This window comes from Pseudomonas sp. BS3782 TE3695 (assembly GCF_050435305.1).
Taxonomy (GTDB): domain Bacteria; phylum Pseudomonadota; class Gammaproteobacteria; order Pseudomonadales; family Pseudomonadaceae; genus Aquipseudomonas.
Map to the genome: position 1 here is coordinate 344,383 of NZ_JBNDKB010000001.1, position 19,944 is coordinate 364,326.

Below are 19,944 nucleotides of genomic sequence, written 5' to 3' on the forward strand. Positions count from 1 at the left end.
CGGGATCTTATTAACCTTTAAGCTGAGCCAGGGCGCGGTAATCCGCTCCCAGCGTGGCCTGTAAAATCTCTTTCGGATAATCGTCGGTCACCACTGCTTCGCCTATGTGGCGCAGCAGCACCAGGCGCAAACGACCGTCGATCACTTTCTTGTCAATCGCCATGTGCTCGAGAAAATCGGCTTCGCTCATCTCTTGCGGCGGGACAACCGGCAGGCCGGCTCGCTGGAACAGGCGAATACCGCGATCACGCTCCTGTTCGCTGATCCAGCCCAGGCGCGCGGACATTTCCAAAGCCATTACGGTGCCAGCAGCGACTGCTTCACCATGAAGCCAGACACCATAGCCCATGTGAGTTTCGATCGCGTGGCCGAAGGTATGGCCCAGGTTCAATGTGGCGCGTACGCCCGTCTCTTTTTCGTCGGCACCGACCACCGCAGCCTTGGCCGAGCAGGAGCGTTCGATAGCGTAAGTCAGGGCAGTCTGGTCCAGCGCTCGCAGGCGATCGACGTTTTCTTCGAGCCAGGTCAGGAATGGCTCGTCGCAGATCAACCCGTATTTGATGACTTCCGCCAATCCGGCAGACAGTTCGCGGGGCGGCAAAGTATTGAGCGTGGCGGTATCGATCAGCACCACGTTGGGCTGATAGAAGGCGCCGACCATGTTCTTGCCCAGCGGGTGATTGATCCCTGTCTTGCCGCCTACCGAAGAGTCGACTTGCGACAACAACGTAGTCGGTATCTGGATGAAATCGACGCCTCGCTGGTAGCAGGCGGCCGCGAAACCGGCCATGTCGCCGATCACGCCGCCCCCCAGGGCGATTACCGTGGTACGACGATCGTGCCGTGCGGTCAGTAGGCCGTCGAAGATCAGTTGCAGAGTTTCCCAGGTCTTGAAGGCTTCGCCGTCGGGCAGCACCACGGAAATCACCGAGAATTGCGCGAGGCTGCGGGTCAGACGCTCGAGGTAGAGCGGCGCCACGGTCTCGTTGGAGATGATCGCCACCTGCCGCCCGCGGATATGCGGGGCCAGCAGCTCAGGCTGATCCAACAAACCTTCGCCAATATGAATCGGGTAGCTGCGCTCGCCTAGATCGACCTTGAGTGTCTGCATGTGTCCCCACAGTGAAGATGGAATCAGGCATCCTGCCTTGAGTTTACGAATTCCATGGCGTCTGCCGGTGTGACGCCGCTCGGTAGCCAGCCGCCACAACCTTGAGCGGCTGCGACAGGACGTCGAGGATAGCGCATTTCGCGCCGCGCATTAACGGGGCGGTAGCTGCTGCAAGCGTTCGAGGATGTCGAGCACCACCATCCGCGGTGGCCGCTCATCGGTCTCAACCACCAGGTCGGCGATTTCCCGATACAGCGGATCACGGATCGCCAGCAAATCCCGCAGGGTTTTCGCCGGGTCGGCGGTGCGCAGCAATGGCCGATTGCGGTCGCGAGCCGTTCGGCCGACCTGCTGCTCGACCGATGCATGCAAATAGACCACCCGACCACCGGCATGCAACGCCCGGCGATTGGCTTCGCGCATCACTGCGCCGCCACCGGTCGCCAATACCACACCGTCGCACGCGCACAGCTCGGCGATCATCGCCTGCTCGCGGTCACGAAAGCCCGGTTCGCCTTCCTTATCGAAAATCCACGGGATATTGGCGCCCGTGCGCAATTCAATTTCCTTATCGGAATCTTTGAATGGCAGGCGCAGCTCTTTGGCCAGCAACCGGCCGATGGTGCTTTTTCCAGCCCCCATCGGTCCAACAAGAATCAAATTTCGCACAGAATCAATGACTCACAGCAATCGCCTGATTGTTCATGATACGCGGAGTGAGAAATACCAGCAGCTCGGATTTTTTCTCCGAAACCACGTCACGCCGGAAAAGGCGGCCAAGATACGGCACATCACCGAGAAATGGCACCTTATCTACAACCTTGCTCTGAGTATTTGAGAAAACCCCACCGATGACGATAGTCTCGCCGTCGTTAACCAACACCTTGGCGTTAACCTCGTTTTTCTTGATCGGCGGTACATCCTGCACTTTGTTCAGGTAATCCGGTTCGTCCTTGGTGACCTTGACCTCCATGATGATTCGGTTGTCCGGCGTGATCTGCGGGGTCACTTCCAAGGACAGCGAAGCCTCCTTGAATGACACCGAGGTGGCGCCGCTGGAACTGGCTTCCTGATAGGGAATCTCGGTGCCCTTGAGGATTTTCGCCGTTTCCTTGTCGGACGTGACCACCTTGGGCTGCGAGACGATTTCCCCATTGCCGGTTTTCTCCATGGCCGAAAGCTCAAGGTCCAGCAGCACATTGTCGGTAATGAAGGCGATGCCGATCCCCGAGGTATTTGCAGAGGCTCCCAGATCGACGAACGGCGAATTGGTACTGGTGCTGCCCGGCGTACCGATTGTGGTCGAAGAGCCATTGACCCCCGAAGTGTTCCAGTTACCTTTCTGCACCGAACCGCCCCAGCGCACGCCAAGGCTTTTGTCGTAATCGACATTGGCCTCGACGATACGCGCCTCGATCATCACCTGACGCACCGGAATATCCAGTTGCGCAACGATTCGACGCAGTTCGTCGAGTCGATCCTGGGTCTGGTAAGCAATGATGTTGTTGGTTCGCTCATCGACAGTGATTGACCCTCGCTCGTCGATTTTCGCCTCGGCGCTGGTCACCGACTGGAACAGCTTGGCGATATCGGCGGCTTTGGCGTAGTTGACCTGTAATAGCTCGCGACGTAGAGGCGCCAGTTCGGAGATCTGCTTCTGTGATTCCAGTTCCTGACGCTCTCGGGCAGCGATCTCATCAGCCGGCGCCACCAGCAGCACGTTACCAATCTTGCGCTTATCCAGACCTTTGGTTTTTAGCACCAGGTCCAGCGCCTGATCCCATGGCACGTTCTGCAGGCGCAACGTGATGCCGCCCTGCACCGTGTCGCTGGCCACCAGATTGAGGTTGGTGAAATCGGCGATCAGTTGCAGCACCGATCGCACATCGATGTCCTGAAAATTCAGCGAGAGTTTTTCGCCGGTGTAGGCAAAACGTTCTACGTTGCGCTTTTGCAGATCATCGACAGTCATCGGCCGGATGCTGACGGTCAGCTTATTATCGGTCTGGTAGGTCGAATAATCGAAAGCACCGCTGGGCTCGATACTGATGATGGCCCGATCACCCGTGGCGCTGGCGTTGACGAACTGCACCGGCGTGGCGAAATCCTTGACGTCGAGACGTACTCGCAACCGTTCAGGCAGTTGGGTCTTGGTGAAGGCGACGATGATTTTGCCATCGCGTTCCTGGATGTCCGGGGCGATGGATGGATCCGACAGATCGATGACCACGTTGCCCTCACCCTGGGTGCCGCGCTGGAAATCCACGCCCCGGATCGCTTTGCCCACGGGCGCATTGACCCTGGCGGGCGCCGGCGTTGCAGTGGCTGCGCGCGGTGCACTGGCGGTCGGTTTGGGCGCCTTGCCAGCGGCCCCTTGCCCGACGACCACGAACACATTGTTGCCTTCGACGCGAGTGTTGTATGGCGTCAATTGAGTCAGGCTGATGATCAGCCGCGTACGGTCCTTGGCCTCGACGACCGTGGCGCTGCGGGCATTGCCGCCGCCCAGATCCCGGTTCTTGTTCGCCAGCTGACTGGTGACCCCCGGCAGGTCCAGCGCAATCCGCGCAGGCTGCTCTGTCGTGTAACCATGGGGCTGCGGTGGCGGCCCATCGAACGACAACTTCAACTCGACACGGTCACCGGGCAGCGCGGCGACATCCAGCGCTTTGAGGTTGGCCGCCATTACCATCGGCGACAGAAACGCTATCCATAGCGAAATACCGAAGGTTGAGAAAATCCTGTTCATTATTCGAGTTCCACTATGAGTGCTCTTTCAAAGGGATGGTCCGCGGCCGTTCCAGCCAGGCACCTTCGCCGTCAGGAACGATTTCGACCACGTCGACTTGCGAACCGCTGATGGCGACAATCCGCCCATCGTTACGCCCCAGGTAATCGCCGACTTTCAGCCGATGCACGCCGCCTGCTCCGCGCAACAGCGCAAAGGAGCCGGTTGCATTGGAGAGGGTGCCGACCATTTCAAACTGTTCAATGTTGAAACCTTCGAGGTACTGCTTGACCCGGTCAGGGTCGGGTTTGACGTTACGCGAGCCGTGCTTCTGACCGGCCAGATCGACTCTGACCTGCCTGGAGAACGGGCTACGCAGGTTGGCAGCGTTGTAGGTGAATGTCGGGTAAGACCGGAATGTCGGCGTTGGTTCGATTTTGCCGGGGGCACGCAGGCGCACTTCATTCAGGTAGGCGTCCAGGTCGCTGAAATCATTGTCGCCGCCACAACCGGCCAGGATGACCAGGCACATAACCATCGACAGGCAACGAATCGGGCTCATTTCTGCAACCCCTTGTCGTTGTAGCGATAGGTCTTGGCCAGGATGCTCATGCGCAACTTCGGACCGCCATCGGGATTGGCCGGTGCCAGGTCGAAGTCATGCAGGGTGACGATCCGTGGCAGCCCGGCCACGCCACTGACAAAAGTGGCCAGGTCGTGATAAGCGCCGGTGACGGTGATCTGGATCGGGAGTTCGATGTAGAACTGCTGGGTGACCTCCGGGAGCAGCTTGATTTCTTCGAAGTCCAGGCCACTGCCCAGGCCGGTGCGGGTGATATCCTCCAGCAGGCCGGGCACTTCGGTGTCGCTGGGCAGTTGCCGCAAAAGCATGCCGAAGGAGTTTTCCATTTCCTTCATCTGCTGGGTATACAGCTCCAGATTCGCCGCCATATGAGCTTTGGTCGCAAATTGCTCCCTGAGCGTCGACTCTTCCTCGCGCCTGAGTTCCAGGTGATTTTGCAGGTCACTGATCAAGAAGCTGTAGCCCAGCGTCAGCACCAGGACCATCAGCAGGACACTCGCCAGGACCTTGATCGCCGGTGGCCAGGACCCCATGTTGTTGGTGTCCAGATCGTTGATGTCGATCTGGCGTAACCCTTCTAACCATTCGGATGGTTTCATTTGGCGCCCCCCACAATCGCGGGCTGGGTCTGACGGACGGTCAACTGAAAAACATTGGCCTGATCCAGCTGACCGGCGGTGGTCGCTTTGACTTCCGTGAGGTTGGGCGCGTCGAACCAATCGGAGGCATCGAGATTGCGCATCAGATCCGAAACCCGGTTGTTGGATTCCGCCGCGCCAGTGATGGACACGGTTTTGCCGACCATTTTCACTTCGGTGAAATAAACCCCGTCCGGCAAGGTACGCGCCAATTGATCGAAAATCCTCCCGCTGATCGGCCGGTTGCCTTGCAGGTCCTGAATAATGCGCATGCGCTCGACGAGTTGCTGTCGGCGGGCCTTCAGATCGCTGATCTGTTTGATCCGCTCGTCGACCACGGCAATCTGCTTGCCGATGTAATCGTTACGGGCGACTTGCCGGTTAATGGCGCTGTTGATGACCTGATCCGCAATCAGCAGCGCTGCCACCGAGCCCAACAGCACACTGACCAACGCCAGTAAAAAGCGTTTGCGACGCCCTTCGCGCAACTCTTCACGCCAGGGTAAAAGATTGATCCGCGCCATCAGTCGAAACTCCTGAGGGCCAACCCGCAAGCGATCATCAGTGCCGGAGCATCGCTCGCCAGGGCACCGGCGTTAACCTTGCTGCTCAGGGTCATGTTGGAGAAGGGGTTGGCGACCTGGGTCGGCGTGCTTAGTCGCTGCTCGATCAATCGCTCCAGCCCGGGGACCGAGGCGGTACCGCCAGCCAGGAGGATGTGATCGACCGAGTTGTACTGGCCAGAGGCAAAGAAAAACTGCAATGAACGCGACACCTGTTGCACCAACGCATCACGAAACGGCTGCAAGACCTCGCTGACGTAATCGTCCGGCAAACCGCCCTGCTTCTTTGCCAACCCCGCCTGTTCGACCGTCAGGCCATAACGGCGCTGGATCTCTTCTGTCAGTTGACGCCCGCCGAACAATTGCTCGCGGGTGTAGATGATCCGCCCGTTGTGCAACACGCTCAGGGTGGTCATGGTGGCCCCGATATCGACCACCGCCACGGTCAGGTGCTCCTGAGAGGCGGCCAACTGGGTTGCCAGCAGGCCGAACGATCGCTCCAGGGCATAGGCTTCGACGTCGACCACGCGCGCGGTCAGCCCGGCCAGAGCCAGGGCCGCTTCACGGACCTCGACGTTTTCCTTGCGACACGCCGCCAGCAGCACATTGACCCGCTCGGGGTTGCGCGCCGACACGCCTTGCACTTCGAAATCGATCGCCACTTCATCCAAAGGATAAGGGATGTACTGATCGGCCTCGATCTTCAGCTGGTTTTCCATCTCGTCGTCGGAAAGACCGGCGTCCATCTCGATGGTCTTGGTGATGACCGCTGAACCGGCCACAGCGACGGCCACGTTCCTGAGGCTGGTCTTGGCCTTGGATAGCACCCGCGCAAGCGCCTGCCCCACCCCTTCGAGCTCGGCGATATTTTTCTCGACCACGGCGCTGGCAGGCAGCGGCTCGACCGCATAGGCCTCGACCCGATACCGGTCGCCTTGACGACTGAGCTCCAGTAGCTTCACCGACGTAGAGCTGATGTCGATCCCCAGAAGCGTATTGGCTTTTTTATTGAAGAGTCCTAGCACTACCAATTCCCTATGACTATCCGTGAGTTACGGACTCTGTAATATCCATTGCGTTCAATACCCTCCGTCTTGACAGAAGCGCAAATGACGCTCCCCGACGGAAAAATGCTTATAATGCTGAGCGTTTTTTCCGCTTTCACTGCAAGCGCGGGTCATTCTGTGTATAGCCTGAACCCCTGATGCCTAATTCATTCTTTACCCTGGATATCCAAAAGCCTTGATTCGTCTGCTGAAATTTTTCGGTTGGTCCATCGTCGCCGTTTTCTGCGGACTGCTCCTGGGTCTGAGCGGCGCTTTTCTTTACCTTAGCCCTGGATTGCCATCCGTGGAGGCGCTGAGAAGCATTCAGTTGCAGATTCCTTTGCGGGTGTACAGCAGCGACAACAAGTTGATCGCAGAATTTGGCGAAATGCGCCGCACGCCAATCCGTTTCGCCGACATTCCCCCCAATTTCATTAATGCGTTACTAAGTGCTGAAGACGACAATTTCGCCAACCACTACGGCGTCGATCCCAGCAGCCTGATGCGTGCCGCCACCCAGTTGGTAAAGAGCGGACATATTCAGTCCGGCGGCAGCACCATCACCATGCAGGTAGCGAAGAACTTCTTCCTGACCAGCGAACGCAGCTTCTCGCGCAAAACCACCGAAATCCTCCTGGCCCTGCAGATCGAACGACAGTTGACCAAGGACGAGATCCTCGAGCTGTACGTCAACAAGATCTACCTGGGCAACCGCGCCTACGGCATCGAAGCCGCGGCGCAGGTTTATTACGGCAAGTCGATTCGTGACGTGAGCCTGGCGCAGATGGCGATGATCGCCGGCCTGCCAAAAGCTCCGTCGCGCTTCAACCCGTTGGCCAACCCAACCCGCAGCAAAGAACGTCGCGACTGGATCCTGGGGCGCATGTACAAGCTCGGCAAAATTACCGAAGCCGACTACACCACTGCGATCAATGAGCCGCTGAACGCCAGCTACCATGTGCCGACCCCGGAAGTGAACGCGCCATACGTCGCCGAAATGGCCCGGGCCGAAATGGTCGGCCGTTATGGCAGCGATGCGTATACCGAAGGTTTCCGTGTTACCACCACGGTGCCGAGCAATTTGCAGGAGATGGCCAATACCGCGGTTCACGAAGGCTTGATGACCTATGACCAGCGACACGGTTATCGCGGCCCCGAATCACGCCTGCCGGGTAAAACCCGAGAGGCCTGGGCTCAGGAGTTGACCAAACAGCGAATCATCAGCGGCCTGGAACCGGCAATCGTGACCCAGGTCGACAAGAACGGCGTGCAGGTGTTGACCCGCACGGGTACCGGCGAAGAGCACGTCGCCTGGGACACCATGAAGTGGGCTCGTCCGTTCCTGAACACCAACAGCATGGGCGCCAATCCGAAGCAACCGTCGGATGTCGCACAGGTCGGTGATCTGATTCGCGTGCAGCGTCAGCCAGACGGTTCGCTCAAATTCAGCCAGATTCCGCAGGCTCAAGGCGCGCTGGTTTCCCTCGACCCGCAGAACGGTGCCATTCGTTCGCTGGTCGGCGGTTTCGCCTTCGAGCAGAGCAATTACAACCGCGCCATGCAGGCCAAGCGTCAGCCGGGGTCGAGCTTCAAGCCGTTCGTCTACAGCGCCGCCCTGGACAACGGCTATACCGCCGCCAGCCTGGTGAACGACGCACCGATCGTGTTCGTCGACGAGTACCTGGACAAAGTCTGGCGGCCGAAGAACGACACCAACACCTTCCTCGGCCCGATCCGCATGCGTGAAGCGCTCTACAAGTCGCGCAACCTGGTATCGATCCGCCTGCTGCAAGCGCTGGGTGTCGACCGCACCATCGACTACATCAGCAAGTTCGGCTTCAACAAACAGGACCTGCCGCGCAACCTGTCCCTGGCTTTGGGTACCGCGACCCTGACGCCAATGGAAATCGCCACTGGTTGGGCCACCTTCGCCAATGGTGGCTACAAGATCACCCCGTACATCATCGAAAAGATCGAAAGCCGCAACGGCGACACGCTATTCGTTGCCAACCCGCCGAGCGTTCCGAAAGGCGTCGTAGCCAGCGATGGCATCGCCATGCCGGCCTCTGACACCTTCACGGTCAACGCTACACCAGGCGAAGCACCGAGCGCCCAGCCAATGCCACAAACGCCGGCCGTGGCCGAGCGCATCATCGACGGGCGCACTACTTACATCCTCAACAGCATGCTTGAGGATGTGATCAAACTCGGCACCGGCCGCCGTGCGCTGGCGTTGGGTCGCAGCGACATCGCGGGCAAGACCGGTACCACCAACGAATCCAAGGACGCCTGGTTCTCCGGCTACAACGCCGATTACGTGACCACCGTCTGGACCGGCTTCGACCAACCGGAAAGCCTGGGCAAACGCGAGTTCGGCGGCACCGTTGCCTTGCCGATCTGGATGAACTACATGGCCGCAGCCCTCAAAGACAAACCGCCCCACACCCAAGCGGAACCCGAAGGCATTCTCAGCCTGCGCGTCGATCCGATCAGCGGCCGCGCGGCCACGCCAAGTACGCCAGGCGCCTATTTCGAACTGTTCAAGGCCGAAGACACGCCACCGTCGGTTAACGAGCTGAGCAACGGCATTGTGCCGGGCAGCCCGCTGCCAGCCGATGAGGCAGCGCCGATCGATTTGTTCTAGAGAAGCAGCTGCGAGCTTCAAGCTGCAAGCCACAAGAAGAAGCAAAAGCAGAACACCCTTCGCTTTTAACTTGCAGCTTGTAGCTTGCCGCTTGAGCCCCATAAAAAAACCCAGCACTTGGCTGGGTTTTTTTATGGGCGGCTGCTTTTATCCGTTGAACACGTCATCCACGCTTTTCAGCGGGTAGTTCTTCGGATACGGCAGGGTCGCCACACCGGTCTCGATCGCGGCTTTGGCCACGGCATCGGAGATCAGGGTGATCAGACGGGCATCCATTGGTTTCGGAATGATGTACTCACGACCGAATTCCAGTTTGATGCCGCCGTAGGCGTCGCACACTTCCTGAGGCACTGGCAACTTGGCCAGTTCACGCAGGGCGTTGGCGGCAGCCACTTTCATTTCTTCGTTGATGCGCTTGGCGCGAACGTCCAGGGCACCACGGAAGATGAACGGGAAGCCCAGTACGTTGTTGACCTGGTTCGGGTAGTCCGAACGGCCGGTGGCCATGATCACGTCGTTACGGGTGGCGTGAGCCAGTTCCGGGGAGATTTCCGGATCCGGGTTCGAGCACGCGAACACGATCGGGTTGGCCGCCATGGATTTCAGGCCTTCAGCGCTCAGCAGGTTCGGGCCGGACAAGCCAACGAACACGTCAGCGCCTTCCAGCGCATCAGCCAGGGTGCGCTTTTCAGTCGCGTGAGCGAACACAGCCTTGTACTGGTTCAGGTCGTCACGGCCGGAGTGGATCACGCCGGTACGGTCAACCATGTAGATGTTTTCGATGTTGGCGCCCATGCTTACCAGCAATTTCATGCAGGAGATGGCGGCAGCACCGGCACCCAGGCAGACGATCTTGGCGTCAGCCAGGGTTTTGCCAGCGATTTCCAGGGCGTTGATCATGCCGGCCGCAGTCACGATTGCGGTGCCGTGCTGGTCATCGTGGAATACCGGAATGTCGCACTGCTCGATCAGAGCGCGTTCAATCTCAAAGCACTCAGGTGCCTTGATATCTTCCAGGTTGATGCCACCGAAGGTAATGGAGATGCGCTTGACGGTGTCGATGAAGGCTTGCGGGCTTTCGGAGTCGACTTCGATGTCGAACACGTCGATGCCGGCGAAGCGCTTGAACAGTACGCCTTTACCTTCCATAACAGGCTTGGAAGCCAATGGGCCAAGGTTACCCAGGCCGAGAATCGCGGTGCCATCGGAAATGACTGCAACCAGGTTGCCCTTGCCGGTGTATTTGTAGGCCAGTTCAGGATCGCGGGCGATTTCGCGTACTGGTTCGGCTACGCCGGGGCTGTAGGCCAGCGACAGATCGCGGGCGGTAGCGGTGGCCTTGGTGAGCTCGACACTCAGCTTCCCTGGACGGGGATGGGCGTGATATTCGAGAGCGGCAGTTTTCAGATCAGACATAAGGGCATTCCGCTTTTTACTGTTGGACAGACGGACCGCCGAGGATACTCGCCTCGCAAAGTCCTCACAAGACTGACCAGTCACCCCTGTCAAGCGCCCGGCCCTACGACTTTGGGCCAAGAGCCACGGAACACAAGGGATAGACTGTTCACAATCAACCTTTAAAATGTCTACAATTTTTTCTTAGGGTGCAGCCTGCAACATCGCCCGATCGGTCAGCGGCAGAAGCCAGCGCGCCTGCCCCGGTTGCAACCCACCACGGCGCGAACGATCCACCACCCAGCCACGAGCCTCGATTTGCTTGCCTTTGAGCTTTTCAAGCGATGCGACATCGAATTGGTCCAGTAGATTGGGTGCAACCCGCAATACAACCGAATCCTGCAACTCAATCCAAACCCCGCCGCGATTGCGCTGAACTTTGCTCACACGACCACTGAACATGGCGAAACCGGACGCGCTGATCTGCTCCGCTTTCAGTACAGGTGATTGTCGCCACAGCCCGAGACCGGCCCGACGAGCACTGCGTTCAGCCGCTTGCTGGCAGGCAACCAAATCGACGTTCGGTGCCACCGCTACCTGAAAACCGAGACCCTCGGCGAGCATCTGCGCTTCGAGGTTGGCCCCATCGACATTGTAGACATGAGCCAGGGTGCGGCCGTAATGGTCCTTGCTTTCCTTACCCGGCAACAAACCGACCCGCCCGTCGCTGGCGGCCACCAGAGCCTCAAGGCGTTTGCGCGCGGCCACGGCAAACGGTTCGTCGGAGCGACCCTGCTTGCCCAGTTCCGGCGTATTCAATCCGATCATGCGCACACTGCGGCCATCGCTCAGACGCAAGGTGTCGCCATCCACCACCCGTTGCACCGCGACCGGCGTCAGCCCGCTCGGCGCCGGGCAAAAGGCCTGGGCACCGGAAAGCCAAATCGCGGACACAAAAAAGGCGCCCGCGAGGGACGCCTTTTTCATCAGCAAGGAAAAGCCCACGGGGCTTTCGACCTTACTCTGCAGCAGCAGGAGCTTTCTTGCCGAAAGCGCCGAAACGGTCTGCGAAGCGCTGTACACGACCGCCAGTATCCAGAGTCTTCTGCTTACCGGTGTAGAACGGGTGGCACTCGTTGCATACGTCGATCGCCAGAGGCTTGGCCAGGTTCGAACGAGTTTCGAACTTGTTGCCACAGCTGCAGGTAACTGCGGTGATTTCGTATGTTGGATGGATATCGGCTTTCATGGTGTATTCCTCAGGCTAGCGTGCCGCCACTCAACACCATTGTTGAATACCGCACGTAATTAGGCCGCGGATTCTACCAGACCTTTGCAATCACGCAAGCTGTCCCTTACACCGACCGTCTGCTAGGCTCGCGCCCCAAATGCTGATCATCTGCACGCAAACCTGTGGGAGCGGGCTTGCCCGCGAAAGCGTCCTGACAGCCAATGAAGATGCCGACTGCATAGGCCTCTTCGCGGGCAAGCCCGCTCCCACAGGAATTGCGCTCAGCCTTTCTTACTGCCCGCCCAGAGAGATCCCCCCGCGTGCCCAACGCTATTCTGCGCCTCGCCCTGCCTTCTCCCCTGCGTCGCCTGTTCGACTACCGCGCGCCGGCCGGAGTCCTGCGCGCCCAGCTGCACCCGGGCATGCGCTTGCGGGTGCCGTTCGGTCGGCGCGAGATGATCGGGATTCTGGTGGAGGTCACCGACACCAGCGAAGTGCCGGCAGACAAACTCAAGCCGGCCCTGGCGCTGCTCGATACCATTCCGCCGCTGCCGCCCGCGCTGTTCAAGCTGTGCCTGTGGACTTCTCAGTATTACCAGCACAGCCTCGGCGACACATTGAGCTGGGCACTGCCAGTACTGTTGCGACAAGGCGAACTGGCCGAAGCACGCCAGGAACGCTTCTGGTCTGCCGCACCCGGCGCCAGCCTCGATGATCCGCGCATCGCCCGCGCGCCCCGCCAGCGTGAAGCCCTGGCAACCCTGGCCCAGCATCCCCATGGCGTCGCTCATCAGTTGCTGAGCAAACTGATGCTGAGCAAGGACAGCCTCGATCTGTTGCTGGCCAAGGATCTGGTGCAAGTCGAAATCCGCAAGCACGCCCCCGGCGCCCGCCACGAACACTGGCTGGCACAACCGGAATTGCCGCTCAACCCCGAGCAGCGCGCCGCATATGAAGCGATTCGCGCCGGGTTCGACAGCTATCACGCATTCCTGCTGGCCGGCGTCACCGGCAGCGGCAAGACCGAAGTCTATTTGCAACTGATCCGCGAAACCCTTGAGGCCGGCAAGCAAGCCCTGGTGCTGATCCCGGAGATCAACCTCGGCCCGCAAACCCTGGCGCGTTTCGAGCAGCGCTTCAATGCGCGCATTGCGCTGATCCACTCCGCAGTCAATGACCGCGAACGCCTGGAAGCCTGGCTGGCGGCGCGCGATGGCGAGGCCGACATTATTATCGGTACCCGTTCGGCGCTGTTCACGCCGATGAAGAACCCCGGCCTGATCATCATTGATGAAGAGCACGACGGCTCTTATAAACAGCAGGAAGGCCTGCGCTACCACGCCCGAGACCTGGCACTGGTCCGCGCCCGGCAGGAAAACATCCCGATTGTCCTCGGATCCGCTACACCCTCGCTGGAAAGCCTGCAAAACGCCTACACCGGTCGTTACGGCCTCCTACGCCTGAATGAGCGGGCCGGTGGCGCCAAGCAACCGCGCTTTCTGCGCCTGGACGTGAAAAGTCGTCCGCTGGACAGCGGCATTTCCGGGCCGATGCAGCAAGCCATCGGTCAAACCCTGGCCGCCGGCCAGCAGGTGCTGGTGTTCCTCAACCGCCGAGGGTTCGCCCCGACGCTGCTCTGCCACGACTGCGGCTGGATGTCTGAATGCCAGCGCTGCGACGCGCGAATGACCGTACACCAGCGTTCCGGCGAACTGCGTTGCCACCATTGTGGCTACGTCGAACGGGTGCCCCGTCATTGCCCGAAGTGCGGCAAGGTCGATTTGCGGCCTGTGGGTGCCGGTACCGAGCGCGCCGAAGAACGCCTGGGGATTCTGTTTCCCGACGTCCCGGTGCTGCGGGTCGACCGCGACAGCACTTCACGCAAAGACGCGATGAATCAACTGTTCGCCACCATCCAAAAAGGCCAGCCGTGCATTCTGGTCGGCACACAGATGCTTGCCAAAGGGCACCATTTTCCACGGGTGACCCTGGTGTCGATTCTGGACGCCGACGGCGGACTGTTCTCCGGCGATTTCCGCGCCAGCGAACGCATGGCGCAGTTGATCGTCCAGGTCGCCGGGCGCGCGGGGCGGGCCGAGGAGCCGGGCAAAGTGATCATTCAGACGCACCTGGCAGACCATCCACTGCTGGTGCAACTGACCGAACAGGGCTATTTCGCCTTTGCCGAACAGGCATTGAGCGAACGCCGCTGCGCAGGGCTTCCGCCGTTTGCGCATCTCGCGCTGCTGCGGGCCGAAGCACATAAACCGGGGCAGGCCGAAGGCTTCCTCGATGAGGCGTGCAGCGAGGCCGAGCGCTTGCTGGTCGAGCAGAATCTGACCGGGATCGAGTTGCTGGGGCCGGTGCCGGCGCCGATGGAGCGCCGGGCCGGGCGATACCGTGCACAGTTGTTGCTGCAAGCCACGGCCCGGGCGCCGCTGCATCGATTGCTGAGCAGTTGGTTGCTGGTGTTGGAGCAGATGCCGAGTGGGCGGGCGGTGCGCTGGTCCTTGGATGTCGATCCTGTGGATTTGTATTGATTTTAGAGATCGTCTTCGCGAGCAAGCCCGCTCCCACAGGGGATTTGCGGCGTACACAAATCAAATGTGGGAGCGGGCTTGCTCGCGAAGAGGCTCTAATAGCCACCACATATCCATAACCTGCCCGCTATAGTTGGCAAGCCCGTCTTCGCAACGGATAATGCCCAGTTTTTCCACCAGCGCATCGAAGCGCCGCCGCGCTAGCGGTCGAAAGAGAAGACCATGAAAGACACCATTCGCCAGCTGATCCAACAAGCCATCACCCAACTCGTCAACGAAGGTGTGTTGCCTGAAGGCCTGTCGCCGGCGATCCAGGTGGAAAACTCCCGCGACAAGAAAAATGGCGACTTCGCCAGTAACATCGCCATGATGCTGGCCAAGCCTGCGGGCATGAAGCCCCGTGACCTGGCCGAGAAAATCATCGCCGCGCTGCCGGCTGACGAGAACGTCTCCAAGACCGAAATCGCCGGCCCTGGCTTCCTGAACTTCTTCCAGAACACTCAAGCCCTGGCGACCCGCCTGGACGCGGCGCTCGCCGACGACCACATCGGCGTACGCAAGGCCGGCCCGGTGCAGCGCACTGTGGTCGACCTGTCGGCCCCAAACCTGGCCAAAGAGATGCACGTCGGCCACTTGCGCTCGACCATCATCGGCGACGGCGTGGCCCGGGTTCTGGAATTCCTCGGCGACGAAGTGATTCGCCAGAACCACGTTGGCGACTGGGGTACCCAGTTCGGCATGCTGATGGCGTACTTGCAAGAAAACCCGATCACCAGCGACGAGCTGTCGGACCTGGAAAATTTCTACCGCGCCGCCAAGCAACGCTTCGACGAATCCGAAGAATTCGCCGATCGCGCCCGCGGCCTGGTGGTCAAGCTGCAAGCCGGCGACCCGGACTGCCTGGCGCTGTGGACCAAATTCAAGGACATCTCGCTGTCGCATTGCCAGAAAATCTACGAACTGCTGAACGTCAAACTGACCATGGCCGACGTGATGGGCGAAAGCGCCTACAACGACGACCTGATCAACGTGGTCAACGACCTCAAGGCCGCTGGCCTGCTGGTCGAGAGCAACGGCGCTCAATGCGTGTTCCTCGACGAGTTCAAGAACGCCGACGGCGACCCGCTGCCGGTGATCATCGTCAAGGCTGACGGCGGTTACCTTTACGCCACAACCGACCTGGCGGCCGTACGTTATCGCAGCGGCGTGCTGAAGGCCGATCGCGCGCTGTACTTCGTCGACCAGCGCCAAGCCCTGCACTTCCAGCAAGTGTTCCAGGTCGCGCGTCTGGCCGGCTTCGTGACGCACCCGATGGAAATGGAGCACATGGGCTTCGGCACCATGAACGGCGCCGACGGCCGTCCGTTCAAGACCCGCGATGGCGGCACCGTGAAGCTGATCGACCTGCTGACCGAAGCCCAAGAACGCGCCTACACGCTGGTAAAAGAAAAGAATCCGACACTTGCCGAAGACGAGTTGCGCAATATCGCCAGGGTGGTGGGCATTGGCGCCGTGAAATACGCCGACCTGTCCAAACACCGCACCAGCGACTACAGCTTCAACTTCGACCTGATGCTGAACTTCGAAGGCAACACCGCACCCTACCTGCTCTACGCCTACACCCGGGTGTCCGGCGTGTTCCGCAAACTTGGCAAGGACTTCAGCGAAGTCGAAGGGCAGATCGTCCTTGAAGCGCCGCATGAACTTGAACTGGCCGCAAAACTGGCGCAGTTCGGCGAAATACTGAACAACGTGTCCGACAAAGGCACGCCGCACATTCTCTGCACCTACCTGTACGATGTCGCCGGCCTGTTCTCCAGCTTCTATGAGAACTGCCCGATCCTCGGCGCCGACACCCCGGCGCAAATGCAGAGCCGCCTGCGCCTCGCCGCACTGACTGGCCGCACTCTCAAGCAAGGCCTGGAACTCTTGGGTCTGGAAACTCTGGAGCGTATGTAAGTTGGCTGCCAAGAAAAAACCTGCACCCAAACGTGGCGCCAGCCGTTATCAAGCTCCTGCAAAGCAACCGGTCCCGGGCTGGCTGTGGATGGCCATCGGCCTGACGGTCGGCGCGTTCATTGTGTTCCTGATGAAGCTGGAGCCGGGCAAGGGCAGCGATACCGTCAAGCGCGAGAAGATCGAGCAGCAGAAAGCCAGCAAGATCGCCGAGGCCAACAAGACCCCGCCGAGCCCGACGCAACCGGTGAAGCCGAAGTACGACTTCTACACCTTGCTGCCGGAATCGGAAGTGATTGTGCCGCCGGACGCCGTACCGGAGAAAACCCTGCCGACGCCACAAGTGCCGGCCATTCCGACCACGCCGGTGACGCCAGAGCAAGCGGCGAAGATCGACACGGCCCGGGCCCAAGCGGCATTGGCCGGCATCACCCCGCCGCCAGCGCCGCCCGTGGCAAAAGCTGCGCCGGTGACCAAGTTTTTCCTGCAGGCCGGTTCGTTCCGCAAGGAAGCCGATGCCGACAAGGTTCGTGCGCAGATCATTCTGCTGGGTCAGGCCGTGGCGGTTGAATCCGGCACCGTGAAAGACGAGACCTGGTATCGGGTGCTGGTCGGCCCGTTCAGCAACCGCGAACAGTTGACTACCGCCCAGAAGCAACTGGCCGGCAGCGGCTTCAGCAACCTGTTGTTACAACAACGCCAAAGCCGCTAACCCTCTGCCACCGCAGCTCCCGCAGGAGACACGAATCCTGTAGGAGCTGCCGCAGGCTGCGATCTTTTCAAGGTTTGCAGGGTGTTCCGTCTTACCCATCATCAAGAACAAGATCAAAAGATCGCAGCCTTCGGCAGCTCCTACGCGCCTGGCACCGCTCGTCCCCCGCCGCGTCCTACAGTTGAAAAACGCTCCACCACCCCCATATGAGTTGGCATAAGGCATTTTCGCCCCGCTGCGTGGAGACTCTCCCTTGACCACCATCGTTTCAGTTCGCCGCCACGGCAAAGTCGTCATGGGCGGCGACGGCCAGGTTTCGCTCGGTAATACCGTGATGAAAGGCAACGCGAAGAAAGTTCGCCGCCTCTACCACGGCCAGGTTATCGCCGGTTTTGCCGGGGCCACCGCTGACGCCTTCACCCTCTTCGAGCGTTTCGAAGGCCAGCTGGAGAAACATCAGGGCCACCTGGTTCGCGCCGCCGTCGAACTCGCCAAAGAATGGCGCACCGACCGCTCCCTGAGCCGCCTCGAAGCCATGCTCGCGGTCGCCAACAAAGATGCCTCCCTGATCATCACCGGCAACGGTGACGTGGTTGAGCCCGAAGAAGGCCTGATCGCCATGGGTTCGGGCGGCGGTTACGCCCAGGCCGCCGCGAGCGCCCTGCTGAAGAAAACCGATTTGTCGGCCCGGGAAATCGTCGAAACCGCCTTGGGCATCGCCGGCGACATCTGCGTATTCACCAACCACACCTTCACCATCGAGGAGCAGGATCTCGCTGAGTAAGCCTGTGCAGGCCATTGCGCCACGGCTCACTTTTGCTTGAGGACCGCCAATTATTATGCCCATGACCCCCCGTGAAATCGTCCACGAACTCAATCGCCATATCATCGGCCAGGACGATGCCAAACGCGCCGTCGCCATCGCCTTGCGCAACCGCTGGCGCCGGATGCAGCTGCCCGAAGAGCTGCGCGTCGAAGTCACCCCCAAGAACATCCTGATGATCGGCCCCACCGGTGTCGGTAAAACCGAGATCGCCCGTCGCCTGGCCAAGCTCGCCAACGCGCCGTTCATCAAAGTCGAAGCGACCAAGTTCACCGAAGTGGGCTACGTTGGCCGCGACGTCGAATCGATCATTCGTGATCTGGCCGACGCTGCGATCAAGCTGCTGCGCGAACAGGAAATGACCAAGGTTCGCCACCGCGCCGAAGACGCCGCCGAAGAACGCATCCTCGACGCCCTGCTGCCACCGGCACGCATGGGTTTCGGCCACGAGGACGCCGCACCGGCGCAGGATTCCAACACCCGTCAGCTGTTCCGCAAGCGTCTGCGTGAAGGTCAGCTGGATGACAAGGAGATCGAAATCGAAGTGGCCGAAGTGTCCGGCATCGATATCTCCGCGCCACCGGGCATGGAAGAAATGACCAACCAGTTGCAGAGCCTGTTCGCCAACATGGGCAAGGGCAAGCGCAAAAACCGCAAGATCAAGGTCAAGGAAGCGCTGAAACTGGTGCGCGATGAAGAAGCCGGTCGCCTGGTCAACGAAGAAGAATTGAAGGCCAAGGCCCTGGAAGCCGTGGAGCAGCACGGCATCGTGTTTATCGACGAAATCGACAAGGTCGCCAAACGCGGCAATTCCGGTGGCGTCGACGTGTCCCGCGAGGGCGTACAGCGCGACTTGCTGCCACTGATCGAAGGCTGCACCGTCAACACCAAACTGGGCATGGTCAAGACTGACCACATCCTGTTCATCGCCTCCGGTGCGTTCCACCTGAGCAAGCCGAGCGATCTGGTGCCGGAGCTGCAAGGTCGCCTGCCGATTCGGGTTGAACTCAAAGCCCTGAGCCCGGAAGATTTCGAGCGCATCCTCAGCGAGCCGCATGCATCGCTCACCGAGCAATATTGTGCACTGCTGAAAACCGAAGGCCTGCTCATCGAATTCCTGCCGGACGGCATCAAGCGTCTCGCCGAGATCGCCTGGCAGGTCAACGAGAAAACCGAAAACATCGGTGCCCGTCGCCTGCACACCCTGCTCGAGCGCCTGCTCGAAGAGGTGTCGTTCAGCGCCGGCGATCTGGCCAGCACCCACGAGGACAAGCCGATCCTGATCGATGCCGATTACGTCAACAGCCACTTGGGCGAATTGGCGCAGAACGAAGATCTGTCTCGTTATATCCTGTAAGTCTCAATCTGTGTGAGCGGGCTTCTGTGGCGAGGGAGCTTGCTCCCGCTGGGTCGCGAAGCGGCCCCAAAATCGTCGGATGCGGTTCATCAGCAAGATCCCATTTGCCGGATTTACGACTGCTTCGCAGCCGAGCGGGAGCAAGCTCCCTCGCCACAGGTCACCCGTCGACACAGGGCCTCCATACAAACGGACGACCGGCCCCATGACGACCCAACTCCCCACCGACATCAAACTGCACAAAGCCTCGAAAACCCTGTCGCTCAAATACGCGTCCGGCGAGGAATATCACCTGCCTGCCGAGTTTCTTCGCGTGCATTCTCCTTCCGCCGAAGTCCAGGGCCATGGCAAACCTATCCTGCAATTTGGCAAGATCGGCGTAGGCCTGAGCAAGGTCGAGCCGGCCGGTCAGTACGCACTGAAATTGACCTTCGACGACGGCCACGACAGCGGCCTGTTCACTTGGGAATATCTGTACCAGCTGGCAGTGCGCCAAGAAGATCTCTGGAACGATTATCTTGCTGAACTCAAAGCAGCTGGAAAGACCCGTGACCCGAATGAGTCGGTCGTCAAGCTGATGCTCTAATACAGGCCTCTGGCTGTTTAGAGGGCATTTT

At 59.9% G+C, this 19,944-nt stretch carries 17 protein-coding genes; 7 read left to right on the forward strand and 10 right to left on the reverse strand.

Going from position 1 to position 19,944, the window contains the following annotated elements:
• Positions 1-10 precede the first annotated feature (10 nt).
• From aroB to ABH909_RS01535, 7 genes are all read right to left on the reverse strand, one after another.
• Positions 11-1,111 carry a 3-dehydroquinate synthase gene (aroB, locus tag ABH909_RS01505; protein WP_429429967.1) on the reverse strand — a complete coding sequence of 367 codons (1,101 nt, stop codon included), beginning with the start codon at positions 1,109-1,111 and terminating at the stop codon, positions 11-13.
• Between the two features lie 150 nt (positions 1,112-1,261).
• Positions 1,262-1,780 carry a shikimate kinase AroK gene (gene aroK / locus ABH909_RS01510; RefSeq protein ID WP_032830073.1) on the reverse strand — a complete coding sequence of 173 codons (519 nt, stop codon included), beginning with the start codon at positions 1,778-1,780 and terminating at the stop codon, positions 1,262-1,264.
• 4 nt (positions 1,781-1,784) lie between these two features.
• Entirely contained in the window at positions 1,785-3,860 is a 2,076-nt protein-coding gene (gene pilQ / locus ABH909_RS01515; RefSeq protein ID WP_429429969.1) for a type IV pilus secretin PilQ, read from the reverse strand.
• 13 nt (positions 3,861-3,873) lie between these two features.
• Positions 3,874-4,401 carry a pilus assembly protein PilP gene (locus ABH909_RS01520; protein ID WP_429429971.1) on the reverse strand — a complete coding sequence of 176 codons (528 nt, stop codon included), beginning with the start codon at positions 4,399-4,401 and terminating at the stop codon, positions 3,874-3,876.
• Positions 4,398-5,021: a type 4a pilus biogenesis protein PilO gene (gene pilO / locus ABH909_RS01525; RefSeq protein WP_429429973.1), complete on the reverse strand. Its 624-nt coding sequence runs from the start codon at positions 5,019-5,021 to the stop codon at positions 4,398-4,400. The genes ABH909_RS01520 and pilO overlap by 4 nt, the downstream gene beginning before the upstream one ends.
• Positions 5,018-5,584 (reverse strand): PilN domain-containing protein, encoded by a 567-nt coding sequence (locus ABH909_RS01530; protein ID WP_429429975.1) that lies wholly within the window; start codon positions 5,582-5,584, stop codon positions 5,018-5,020. The genes pilO and ABH909_RS01530 overlap by 4 nt, the downstream gene beginning before the upstream one ends.
• A complete protein-coding gene (locus ABH909_RS01535) occupies positions 5,584-6,648 on the reverse strand; it encodes a pilus assembly protein PilM (RefSeq protein WP_429429977.1) in 1,065 nt (354 codons plus the stop codon). The genes ABH909_RS01530 and ABH909_RS01535 overlap by 1 nt, the downstream gene beginning before the upstream one ends.
• Positions 6,649-6,868: 220 nt before the next feature.
• Between ABH909_RS01535 and ABH909_RS01540 the strand changes: the two genes are divergently transcribed.
• Entirely contained in the window at positions 6,869-9,313 is a 2,445-nt protein-coding gene (locus ABH909_RS01540; protein ID WP_429439715.1) for a penicillin-binding protein 1A, read from the forward strand.
• Between the two features lie 147 nt (positions 9,314-9,460).
• Here ABH909_RS01540 and ABH909_RS01545 read toward each other — a convergent pair whose 3' ends face one another.
• The 3 genes from ABH909_RS01545 to rpmE all read right to left on the reverse strand — a co-directional run bounded on the left by ABH909_RS01545 (position 9,461) and on the right by rpmE (position 11,957).
• Positions 9,461-10,729, reverse strand: coding sequence for a malic enzyme-like NAD(P)-binding protein (locus ABH909_RS01545; protein ID WP_007899225.1), 1,269 nt, complete (start codon positions 10,727-10,729; stop codon positions 9,461-9,463).
• 183 nt (positions 10,730-10,912) lie between these two features.
• On the reverse strand, positions 10,913-11,701 hold the full coding sequence (locus ABH909_RS01550) for a thermonuclease family protein (RefSeq protein ID WP_429439718.1): 789 nt from the start codon (positions 11,699-11,701) through the stop codon (positions 10,913-10,915).
• 25 nt (positions 11,702-11,726) lie between these two features.
• On the reverse strand, positions 11,727-11,957 hold the full coding sequence (gene rpmE / locus ABH909_RS01555) for a 50S ribosomal protein L31 (RefSeq protein WP_007899231.1): 231 nt from the start codon (positions 11,955-11,957) through the stop codon (positions 11,727-11,729).
• Between the two features lie 302 nt (positions 11,958-12,259).
• Here rpmE and ABH909_RS01560 point away from each other — a divergent pair, with 302 nt between their 5' ends.
• From ABH909_RS01560 to ABH909_RS01585, 6 genes are all read left to right on the forward strand, one after another.
• Positions 12,260-14,479: a primosomal protein N' gene (locus ABH909_RS01560; RefSeq protein ID WP_429429979.1), complete on the forward strand. Its 2,220-nt coding sequence runs from the start codon at positions 12,260-12,262 to the stop codon at positions 14,477-14,479.
• Between the two features lie 222 nt (positions 14,480-14,701).
• A complete protein-coding gene (argS, locus tag ABH909_RS01565) occupies positions 14,702-16,438 on the forward strand; it encodes an arginine--tRNA ligase (protein ID WP_429429981.1) in 1,737 nt (578 codons plus the stop codon).
• A gap of 1 nt (position 16,439) precedes the next feature.
• Positions 16,440-17,147 (forward strand): SPOR domain-containing protein, encoded by a 708-nt coding sequence (locus ABH909_RS01570; RefSeq protein ID WP_095633467.1) that lies wholly within the window; start codon positions 16,440-16,442, stop codon positions 17,145-17,147.
• 253 nt (positions 17,148-17,400) lie between these two features.
• A complete protein-coding gene (hslV, locus tag ABH909_RS01575) occupies positions 17,401-17,931 on the forward strand; it encodes an ATP-dependent protease subunit HslV (protein ID WP_007899242.1) in 531 nt (176 codons plus the stop codon).
• 55 nt (positions 17,932-17,986) lie between these two features.
• Complete coding sequence (gene hslU / locus ABH909_RS01580) at positions 17,987-19,327, forward strand: ATP-dependent protease ATPase subunit HslU (protein WP_429429983.1); 1,341 nt, start codon at positions 17,987-17,989, stop codon at positions 19,325-19,327.
• A gap of 205 nt (positions 19,328-19,532) precedes the next feature.
• On the forward strand, positions 19,533-19,913 hold the full coding sequence (locus tag ABH909_RS01585; RefSeq protein WP_007899253.1) for a gamma-butyrobetaine hydroxylase-like domain-containing protein: 381 nt from the start codon (positions 19,533-19,535) through the stop codon (positions 19,911-19,913).
• Positions 19,914-19,944 lie beyond the last annotated feature (31 nt).